The organism is Hymenobacter humi, from assembly GCF_042665855.1.
Taxonomy (GTDB): Bacteria; Bacteroidota; Bacteroidia; order Cytophagales; family Hymenobacteraceae; genus Hymenobacter; species Hymenobacter humi.
In genome coordinates, this window is record NZ_JBHTEK010000001.1 from 3,994,865 (window position 1) to 4,004,160 (window position 9,296).

At 59.3% G+C, this 9,296-nt stretch carries 7 protein-coding genes and 4 pseudogenes; 2 read left to right on the forward strand and 9 right to left on the reverse strand.

Annotated elements, in window-relative coordinates:
- Window positions 1-68: 68 nt before the first annotated feature.
- Window positions 69-996, reverse strand: a pseudogene (pfkA, locus tag ACFQT0_RS22500) (6-phosphofructokinase).
- A gap of 274 nt (window positions 997-1,270) precedes the next feature.
- Between pfkA and ACFQT0_RS22505 the strand changes: the two are divergent.
- The gene (locus ACFQT0_RS22505; RefSeq protein WP_380205302.1) at window positions 1,271-1,690 is read left to right on the forward strand and encodes a tellurite resistance TerB family protein; all 420 of its coding nucleotides are present in this window, start codon (window positions 1,271-1,273) and stop codon (window positions 1,688-1,690) included.
- A 126-nt stretch (window positions 1,691-1,816) separates the two neighbouring features.
- Here ACFQT0_RS22505 and ACFQT0_RS22510 read toward each other — a convergent pair.
- From ACFQT0_RS22510 to ACFQT0_RS22530, 5 genes and pseudogenes are all read right to left on the reverse strand, one after another.
- Window positions 1,817-3,011 (reverse strand): annotated as a pseudogene (locus ACFQT0_RS22510) (aspartate aminotransferase family protein).
- A 412-nt stretch (window positions 3,012-3,423) separates the two neighbouring features.
- The gene (locus tag ACFQT0_RS22515) at window positions 3,424-3,903 is read right to left on the reverse strand and encodes a hypothetical protein (protein ID WP_380205303.1); all 480 of its coding nucleotides are present in this window, start codon (window positions 3,901-3,903) and stop codon (window positions 3,424-3,426) included.
- A gap of 16 nt (window positions 3,904-3,919) precedes the next feature.
- The gene (locus ACFQT0_RS22520; protein WP_380205304.1) at window positions 3,920-4,099 is read right to left on the reverse strand and encodes a hypothetical protein; all 180 of its coding nucleotides are present in this window, start codon (window positions 4,097-4,099) and stop codon (window positions 3,920-3,922) included.
- Window positions 4,100-4,149: 50 nt separating this feature from the next.
- On the reverse strand, window positions 4,150-4,383 hold the full coding sequence (locus ACFQT0_RS22525) for a hypothetical protein (RefSeq protein WP_380205305.1): 234 nt from the start codon (window positions 4,381-4,383) through the stop codon (window positions 4,150-4,152).
- 65 nt (window positions 4,384-4,448) lie between these two features.
- A pseudogene (locus ACFQT0_RS22530) lies at window positions 4,449-4,998 on the reverse strand (RNA polymerase sigma factor).
- A 302-nt stretch (window positions 4,999-5,300) separates the two neighbouring features.
- Between ACFQT0_RS22530 and ACFQT0_RS22535 the strand changes: the two are divergent.
- Complete coding sequence (locus ACFQT0_RS22535; protein ID WP_380205306.1) at window positions 5,301-6,146, forward strand: class I SAM-dependent methyltransferase; 846 nt, start codon at window positions 5,301-5,303, stop codon at window positions 6,144-6,146.
- Between the two features lie 135 nt (window positions 6,147-6,281).
- On the opposite strand, the pseudogene ACFQT0_RS22540 reads toward ACFQT0_RS22535, so the two are convergent.
- The 3 genes and pseudogenes from ACFQT0_RS22540 to ACFQT0_RS22550 form a co-directional block, all read right to left on the reverse strand.
- Window positions 6,282-7,239: pseudogene (locus ACFQT0_RS22540) on the reverse strand (transketolase family protein).
- A 113-nt stretch (window positions 7,240-7,352) separates the two neighbouring features.
- The gene (locus ACFQT0_RS22545; protein WP_380205307.1) at window positions 7,353-7,631 is read right to left on the reverse strand and encodes an endonuclease domain-containing protein; all 279 of its coding nucleotides are present in this window, start codon (window positions 7,629-7,631) and stop codon (window positions 7,353-7,355) included.
- 222 nt (window positions 7,632-7,853) lie between these two features.
- Entirely contained in the window at window positions 7,854-9,224 is a 1,371-nt protein-coding gene (locus ACFQT0_RS22550; RefSeq protein ID WP_380205308.1) for a vWA domain-containing protein, read from the reverse strand.
- Between the last annotated feature and the right edge of the window lie 72 nt (window positions 9,225-9,296).

A 9,296-nucleotide genomic window follows, 5' to 3' on the forward strand; every position in this document is an offset into this window, starting at 1 on the left:
AGGGTAGGAGTCAGGCTCATTCAGCACCCCTCCTACCCTCTTACCTCCATACCCCCTTGCCCTAAAACCTACACGCTCAGGATTTCTACCATGCGCATGAAGCTCTGGTTGATGAGCTTCCTCTTGTTGATGGTATCCGTGAACGGGGTGTACACCAGCTTCTTATCGATGATGCCAGCCATGACGGAGTGCATGCCGTTCATGAGGCCTTCCACGGCGGCAATGCCGATTTGGGAGCCCAGGAGGCGGTCGGCCGCGGTGGGCGAGCCGCCGCGCTGAATGTGCCCAATCACCGTGACGCGGGTGTCGAGCCTGCGGAATGGCTTCCTTCACGCGGGCCGCCACGTTGGTGGCGTTGCCTTCCTCGTCGCCTTCGGCCACGATGACGATGAACGAGGTTTTGGAGCGCTTCCAGCCCGTTTGGAGGGTGTCGATGACCACGTCCACGCTCATCTTGGTTTCGGGAATCATCACGATTTCGGCGCCGCCGCCGATGGCGCACGGAATGGCGATGTAGCCCGAGTCGCGGCCCATTACTTCCACAAAAAAGCAGCGGTCGTGCGAGTCGGCCGTGTCGCGGATTTTGTCGATGCAGTCCAGGGCCGTGTTCACGGCCGTGTCGTAGCCAATGGTATAGTCGGTACCGTAGAGGTCGTTGTCGATGGTGCCCGGCACGCCCACGGTGGGAATGCCAAACTCTTCCTCAAAAATCATAGCGCCCGTGAAGGTGCCGTTGCCGCCGATGGCCACGAGGCCTTCGATGCCACTATTGACTAATTGGTCGAAGGCTTGTTGGCGGCCTTCTTTGGTCGTAAACTTCTGGCTGCGAGCCGATTTCAGAATAGTACCGCCCTTTTGTACGGTGTTGGAGACCGAAGCCGAATCGAGCCGCACAAATTCCCCTTTAATCATGCCGCTGTAGCCCCGCATGATGCCGTATACCTCGATACCGTGGTAGGCGGCGGTGCGCACCACGGCCCGAATTGCGGCGTTCATGCCGGGCGAATCGCCCCCACTGGTAAATATCAATTCTCTTCATCTTCTATACTTAAAACAAGCAGGCGCGTAAATGGCGCCCAAACCCCGCAAAGTTGGCGAAAGGATTGCAAACGGCCGGCCTCCCGTCCGTAATTTCCGCAACCGCGTGGTTATCTTTTTTGCGCTTCGCGTAGTGCCCAGGAAACAAGTAGTTGATTTTCCGAGTACCTTACCCCACGAATCACTTCCGGCGCCCTTCATCCATCTCCCACCACCTAATTCCCACGTTATTATGTTCGGTTTTTTCGAAAATGAGCAGGCCAAAAAAATCAAGGGTCACTTGCTGAACCTCGCGGCCCTGGCAAAAGCCGACGGCCACATCGACGCCCGGGAAATGAACTTCATTTTGGCCGTCGGCAAGAAGAACGGCCTGAACTCGACCGAAGTGCAGGCCCTGATATCCGGCGCCAAAGGCAGCACCGGCGACCTGCCCTCGAACGACTCCGAACGGTTCGACCAAATCTTTGACCTGGTGGACATGATGCTGGCCGACGGCGTCGTGGACGACACCGAGATGGACTTCTGCATCATGATGGCCGAGAAGCTGGGCTTCCGCAAAGCCATTGTGGGCGTGCTGGTGCGCAAAATCTCCCAGGGCGTGAAAGACGGCCTCCCCGCGAACGCATCAAGGAGGAAAGCAACTCGTTTCTGAATTACAACGAACTTCCCCGGCCCGACATGGCCATGTAGCAGCGTTTGAATACAAAACCCGGGCCCGCTGGGGCCGCCTGCTTGGGCGGCCCCAGCGGGCCCGGGTTTTTCTGATTAATTGAGCTGACTACGAGCCCGCCACGTGCTCGATGGCGCGGAGCAGCGCGGCGCACGCTTCGTCAATTTCCTCATCGGTGATGATGAGCGGCGGGGCCAGCCGAAGGGAGTTGTCGCAGAAGAGGAACCAGTCGGTCAGGACGCCTTCATGCTCCAGCGCGTGGTCGATGATGGGCTTGAGCAAGGCAAACGACTCGAATTCCACGGCCATGAGCAGCCCGCAGCCGCGCACGTTCCGAATGGCCGCATGCCGCGCCTGCGCCCGAAACCGCGCCGCTTTCGCGGCCACGCCGGCTACCAGGTTTTCCTGCTGCACCACTTGCAGCGTAGCCAGCGCTGCGGCGCAGCTCACCGGGTGACCGCCGAAGGTGGTGCAGTGGCCCAGAATCGGGTTGGTCTTGAAGCCGCTCATGATTTCGGTGCTGGAAATAAAGGCCCCGATGGGCATGCCGCCGCCCATGCCCTTGGCACACACCAGAATATCGGGCTCGATGCCGAACTGCTCGAAGGCCCACATGCTGCCCGTGCGCCCGTAGCCGCACTGGATTTCGTCGAGAATGAGTAGGGCGCCTACTTCGGTGCAGCGGACGCGCAGGGCCGGCAGGTAGCCGGGAGCCGGCACGCGCACGCCGGCTTCGCCCTGCACCGTCTCGATAACCACGGCGGCCGTTCGCTCGGTGATAAACTGCAAATCAGCCAGCTCGTTGTGCCGGATGTGGCGCACGTCGGGCAGCAGCGGCCGGAAGCTGTTCTTGAAATCCTCGGACCCCGTGATGGATAGTGCGCCATGCGTGGAGCCGTGATAGGCGTTGAGGCAGGAAATCAGCTCAGTACGGCCGGTGTGACGCTTGGCCAGTTTCAGGGCGCCTTCGATGGCTTCGGCGCCGGAGTTGGTGAAGAACACCGAGTCCAGGTGCGCGGGCAGGGTGCGGTGCATGGCCTCGGCCAGCTGGGCGGGCACGGCCTGCACCAGCTCGCCGTACACCATCAGGTGCAGGTACTTATCGAGCCTGGGCCTGGATGCCGGCCAGCACGTGCGGGTGGCGGTGGCCCACGTTGCTCACGCCGATACCGGAAATCAAGTCGAGGTAGCGGCGGCCGTCGGGGCCGTACATGTACACGCCCTCGGCCCGCTCAATTTCCAGCAGCAGCGGAAAATCAGAGGTTTGGGCCTGGTGGCGCAGGAATAATTGGCGGGATGTCAGGACCACGGATTTTTCGGATTTAAGCGGATTTCACGGATTTTGTGGACGGCCGTAGCTACTGCGGCTACCGTAACTTGCTGTTGCTGTTATCTAATGCAGCTTTCACTATCACACATCTGACATCTAATGCCGTTGTCATCATCAAAACGTCTGTCATCCTGAGCTTGCGAAGGACCTTATCACGCTTGCAATAGTTACTGCAAATCGTTCAACGGTGATAAGGTCCTTCGCTGCGCTCAGGATGACAGATGGCTTTATGAAAGACGGCTTCACGACTGGCAGCTTTATAACAGAAGGTGCTTGTTGGCTCTTTGAAACCACCAACTGCTTGTTTCGATTTCGCCACAAAAATAACGAGGCCGCTGCGGGGGCAGCGGCCTCTGAGAATTGAGCTGAATACGGCGCTGTGGTCTTAGTCTTCGACCGTCCGGGCCTGGCCCGGCGCACCGGCCACCCGCTTGATGACTTCGCGGGTGAAGTCGCGCTCCGCCACGAATAGTTGAGCTACTTGCTTGAGGGAAAGCACCTTTTGAAACTTCTCGAAGTACTCCTTTTCCAGGTTCAGCTCCTGCTGGCGCAGGGTGAACGACTGGTTGAAGTTCTCGCGGATTTGCTGGTCGCTCATGTTCTCCGTTATGTCGCGGCGTAGCAGCCGGCCGTCGCGGTTGAGGATGCGGCGGCGGTCCGAAAACTCGTTGTAGAGCGGCCAGAATTTCTGGGCCTGGTCCTGGGTAAGGGCCACGTGGTTGGTGATAAAGGCGATTTTCGCGTTTTCGAGCCGGGCCAGGCGGGGGCCTTTGCGGCCACCGCCCTGGGCGTGGGCCGTGGGCGCCAGCGCCAGCAGCAAGGCCGCCAGGCTCAGCAAACGGAACGTATGGGATAGAATCGACATGATGGGAGAACGGGTCTTATAAATAGGAAAGCTCGTCGGAGGGCTGCGCGTCCAGCGCTTCAGTCAGCTCTTCGTCCGAAGCGTGCAGGAAGCCATTGGCGAGGCCGGGGTCGGCAGCGGTGAATACGGCCAGGTCGGTTTGCTCGACGCGGGCGCCGCTCGTGAGCAGGTAGCCCACCAGCTCGGTACGCGGCACAGCATCGAGGGAAGCAGCTGCCATAGTCGGAGGCGACTGCGACGGACCGCTCAAATAGAAAGAAGCCGCAAAGCCCCCAGCAGCGCCACCGACGCCAGGGCGGTGCGCAGGGCCGGCGAATGCCGCGCCAGCCAGCGCCAGCCGGAGCTGGCTTCGCGGGCATCGGCCTGCGGCAGCCGGGCCATCACCCGCATGGGGAGTTGGTCGAAGTAGCCAGCGGGCGGGTTGCTCAGCAGCGGGCGGGGCCGCCGAGGGTGCTCATCTAGCTTGAAAGGAGGTTTCATGGCAGTTGGATGAAAATTCGAGTTCGGCGTTTAAATCCGCGGGGAATAAATTGTGTGGAAGGGGCTTAGTCGGTGGTGTGGCGGGTTACGTATTCTTCTACTTTTTTCACGGCGTGGTGGTAGCTGGCTTTCAGGGCGCCTACGCTAGTGCCCGTTACTTCGGCCATTTGCTCGTAGGGCATCTCGTCGTAGTAGCGCAGGTTGAACACGAGGCGCTGCTTGTCGGGCAGCCGCAGAATGGCCTGCTGCAGTTTTAGCTCAATTTCGTCGCCGGCCAGGGCCGGGTCGGCTTCGATTTTGGCGGCCGGCTCGGCGCCCACGTCGGTGAGCGGCAGCAGGAGCTTGCGCCGCTTGCTGCTCAGGAAGTTCAGGCACTCGTTGGTGGCGATGCGGTAAATCCAGGTGAAGAGGGCCGCGTCCTGCCGGAAGTTTTCGAGGTGCTTCCACACCTTCACAAAGACGTCCTGGGTGAGGTCGTCGGCATCGTCGTGGTCGATTACCATCTTGCGCACGTGCCAGTACACCTTGCTCTGGTACTTGCGCACGAGCCTGGTTGAACGCCAGGTTACGGCTGGCCGGGTCCTGGAACTTGAGCAGGATGTCGTGGTCTTCCAAACGGGGAGGCCGGGGTAAAATCGGTAAGCGAGCGGTTGGATGTCCGGCCGGTCGGCAAGTTTAACGAGGAATTCCGGCGGGCTGGAAATTGCCTGTATTCCGGGCTCTAGCCAATGACACAGCGGCTCCTGCCGGCTAAGGTTGAGCTCGAGAACTAAGCCACATGCAATCAGCCTCATCAGCAGATAAACCAGGTCGCCGAAAATAGGATTTTAGGCAATGCTTTCATATATTTAATTTATATCGAACCATGGCCTCCGCTTTTGATTTGGGCCACCAATTACTATTTCATATCTCACGACATGGAGCCGCAACTGCAAGCGATTCGGGAACAGCAACGGGAAACCTGGAACAGGTTTTCGCACGGGTGGCGCAAGTGGAACGACCTGACCATGGACTGGCTCAAACCCATGGGCGATGAAATCATCCGGTTGCTTGAGCCAAAAGACGGCGATGTGGTGCTGGATGTGGCCTCCGGCACCGGAGAGCCCGGGCTGACCATTGCCACGCTGGTGAAAAGCGGCAAAGTGGTTATCACCGACCTTTCGGAAAACATGCTGGAAGTAGCCCGCGAGAGCGCCGCCGAACGAGGTATTCGAAACGTGGAAACCGTGGCCTGCGACGTTTGCGAGCTGCCTTTTGCCGACAATACGTTCGACAAAGTGAGCTGCCGTTTCGGCTTCATGTTTTTCCCGGACATGCAGCTCGCCGCCCGGGAAATAACGCGCGTGCTGAAGCCCGGCGGCAAGATTGCCACGGCCGTGTGGGCCAGCCCCGAAAAGAACTTCTGGATTACGGCCATCATGAGCACCGTCGGCAAGCACCTGCAATTGCCTCCCCCACCGGCAGGCGCGCCGGGCATGTTCCGCTGTGCCCAGCCCGGCTTTATGGCCGCTATTTTCAAGCAAGCGGGCTTGAAGAACATCACCGAAACCGAAATCAGTGCCAAGCTCAACATCTCCAATACCAACGGCTACTGGATTTTCATGAACGAAGTAGCTGCCCCCGTGGTAGCGGCCCTGAGCAAAGCCGATGACCAGTTGAAAGAAAAAATCAAGGGCGAAGTGTACGAGTTGGTCAACAAACGGTACCCGCACGGCGAAATCGCCATCGACTCTACGGCGTTGATTATTCAGGGCGAGAAATGATTTGATATCCTATCGCCTTCGACACCTTTTGCCAAGAGACTCTTGCGCCACGCAATAGTAGCAAGCTCCACATCAGGCCATAAAAAAATCCCCACACCGGCTACGGTTGCGGGGATTTTTTGCGATTCCGGGAAGCTATTTGCGGCGCTTCATCACAGCTTCCACGGCGGCCACGATGGCGGCTTCGTTGAGCTTGTATTTCTCCATGAGCTGGTCGGGCGTGGCGCTTTCGCCGAAGCTGTCGTTCACGGCCACCATTTCCAGGGGCAGGGGCTCTTCGCGGGCCAGCAGGCTGGGCGATGCTGTCGCCGAGGCCGCCGTTCATCTGGTGCTCTTCGGCCGTTACCACGCAGCGCGTTTTGCGGGCCGAGGTCAGAATGGCCTGCGCGTCGAGTGGCTTGATGGTGTGGATGTTGATGATTTCGGCGTTGATGCCTTTCTCGGCCAGGAGCTTGCCGGCCAGTACGGCCTTCCAGACCAAGTGGCCGGTGGCGAAGATGCTCACGTCGGTGCCTTCGTTCAGCATCCAGGCTTTGCCGATTTCAAACTTCTGATCGGCGGGCGTGAAGTTGGGCACCACGGGGCGGCCGAAGCGCAGGTACACCGGGCCTTCGTGCTCGGCAATGGCAATGGTGGCGGCTTTGGTCTGGTTGTAGTCGCAGGGGTTGATAACGGTCATGCCGGGCAGCATTTTCATCATGCCCAGGTCTTCCAGAATCTGGTGGGTGGCGCCGTCTTCGCCCAAGGTGAGGCCCGCGTGGGAGGCGCAGATTTTCACGTTCTTATCGGAATACGCAATGCTCTGGCGAATCTGGTCGTAAACGCGGCCGGTGCTGAAGTTCGCAAACGTGCCCGTGAAGGGGATTTTGCCGCCAATGGTCATCCCCGCGGCCACGCCCATCATGTTGGCCTCGGCGATGCCTACCTGGAAAAACCGCTCGGGGAAGTCCTTCTTGAAGGCGTCCATCTTGAGCGAGCCGGTGAGGTCGGCGCAGAGGGCTACTACGTTGGGGTTGGTTTTGCCCAGCTCGTGCAGGCCGGCGCCGAAGCCGCTGCGGGTGTCTTTGGATTCGGTGTAGGGGAAGTCTTTCATGGGTATGTAAGGGAGTGTTAGAACATCAAGCTCCCCTCCTTTTTAAGGAGGGGATGTTCGCGCGTCAGCGCGAACGGGGTGGTTACGTTCGTTGAACGACTGGCAAGGACAAATCAGCAGGTTTGAAAATTATCTTTTATCAACTGCAATACACCGTCCAGGCCCGACCAAATTAATTTATTTTCAAAACGCAGTACCCGAATGCCCAGCCCATTCAAATAAGCAGTTCGGGCTGCATCGTGCAAATTGCCGGAAACAGTGAAATGGCCAGCACCATCTAACTCTACTGCCAGCCGCTCTTCGGCACAATAAAAATCAAGCACATACGCACCGATGCTGTGCTGGCGCCGGAATTTACGACTCGCCAGTGGCCGCCTTTCAACGCTCTCCATAAAGTGGCTTCGGCGGGCGTGAAGTTATTGCGGATGGTGCGCCGGTCTTCTTTCTTCTCAGGAAGGTTGTGGTAGCTGCTCACGTTATTTCATAGCGCTGGTGGCTGTGTGCTGGCCGGGTCGTTCAACGAACTCAACCACCCCGTTCGCGCTGAAGCGCGAACATCCCCTCCTTAAAAAAGGAGGGGAGTTGGTTGTTCTGGCGTGCTTTTTTACGCGTCCTCATTTCCCAAAAATGGCCACCGAAGTCGTTTGCCCACTGCGGATAGAGAAATTCCGCACGTCGGTAAACTTACTGCCGGTGCTGGTCTTGGTGCGGAAAACCAAGCGGTAGGCACCCGGCTGCATGGCCAGGTTCATTTTGCTGCTGCCGCCATCGGGCAGGGTATAAATCCAGGTTTGTGATTCGTCGTTGTTGAGCCGGTAGATGCTGCCGTAGCCTTTCAGGTCGGTGGTGATGTTGAGGGTGCCGGGCGCGGGATACGTAACGGCCAGTTCCTGGCCCTGCTTGACCGATACGCGCTTGGTAATGCGCGGCAGCGTGAGCAGCTCAACTTCGTAGTTGCCGGCCAGCAGCTTCTGCCTGGTGCCGAAGGGGAAGCTGGCCACGGTGTTTTTCTGCGGGTCGCGCACCACGGCTTGCACCGTGCCGTAGGGGTTGGGCGTGAGCTGCGGGTTTTGGAGCCAGAGGGTGCCCTGGGGCGTTTTGAAAGTGAGTACGTTGGCCTTGCCGGGCTTGATGGCGAGGTTGGCCTGGCGCACGGGCGGCACGGTGTTTATCACCAGGTCGTAGCTCTGCAGCGCGTCGATGTCGAGCACGTCGGGCTTGCCCTGGGCGTCGCGGTAGTGCACGTAGTTGTACTCGGGCTGCTCGGTCACGTTGTTCACGAAGGTCATGTTCACGTTGCTTTCCACGGGGCGGCCCTCGGCGTCGGTCAGGTTCACGGCGACGGTGGTTTTGCTCAGGGTCTGGGCAATGACGTCGTTCATCACCGTGCGGAAGGTCTTGATTTCGGCCGCGTTGTAGTACTGCCCCAGGCACTCCAGCTGCCTGCCAAAGTCCTTCTCGGCCCCGATGCCGATGACGAAGGGCTTGAGAAAGACGTGCTTGCGCTGCAAGGCCAGGGAAGCGGCGCAGGGGTCGGCGTTGCACGACTCCAGGCCGTCGGTAATGAGCAACAGCACGTTGCGCGACGATTTATCAGTAGGAAAGTCCTTGGCCGACTGCAGCAGCGAATACGTGATGGGCGTATTGCCCCGGGCCTTGAGCGTGGTGAGCTTCTCCTTGATGGCCCGGGCGTTTTTGGGCGCGAAGGGCACTTCCAGCCGCGAGTCTTCGCAGTTCTTCTCGCTGTTGTCGTGCTGGTGGCCGTACACGCGCAAGCCCAGGCCCAGGTTGGGATAGGCGTTCAGAGAGTCCACCATTTTGGCCAGCATGCGCTTGGCCACGTTCCAGCGGGGCTGGCCTTCCCAGGGCGCCATCATCGAGCCCGAGGCATCGAGCAGAAAGAGGATGCGCGTGACCTTGGGCTTCTCGGCCGGAGCGTTTTGGGCCTGGGCTGAGAAGCCGGAAAGCAGGAGCAGCAGGAGCATCGCCCAATGGAACCTCACCCCCGGCCCCCTCTCCAAAAGAGAGGGGGAGCCTGACGAACGCAGGCGTCTGCA

Excerpts from the sequence above, each read along its gene's own strand:
- ACFQT0_RS22545 (WP_380205307.1), bottom strand. The coding sequence starts at position 7,631 with ATGGAGAGCGTTGAAAGGCGGCCACTGGCGAGTCGTAAATTCCGGCGC.
- ACFQT0_RS22550 (WP_380205308.1), bottom strand. The coding sequence starts at position 9,224 with ATGCTCCTGCTGCTCCTGCTTTCCGGCTTCTCAGCCCAGGCCCAAAAC.
- ACFQT0_RS22505 (WP_380205302.1), top strand. The coding sequence starts at position 1,271 with ATGTTCGGTTTTTTCGAAAATGAGCAGGCCAAAAAAATCAAGGGTCAC.
- ACFQT0_RS22535 (WP_380205306.1), top strand. The coding sequence starts at position 5,301 with ATGGAGCCGCAACTGCAAGCGATTCGGGAACAGCAACGGGAAACCTGG.
- ACFQT0_RS22515 (WP_380205303.1), bottom strand. The coding sequence starts at position 3,903 with ATGTCGATTCTATCCCATACGTTCCGTTTGCTGAGCCTGGCGGCCTTG.
- ACFQT0_RS22525 (WP_380205305.1), bottom strand. The coding sequence starts at position 4,383 with ATGAAACCTCCTTTCAAGCTAGATGAGCACCCTCGGCGGCCCCGCCCG.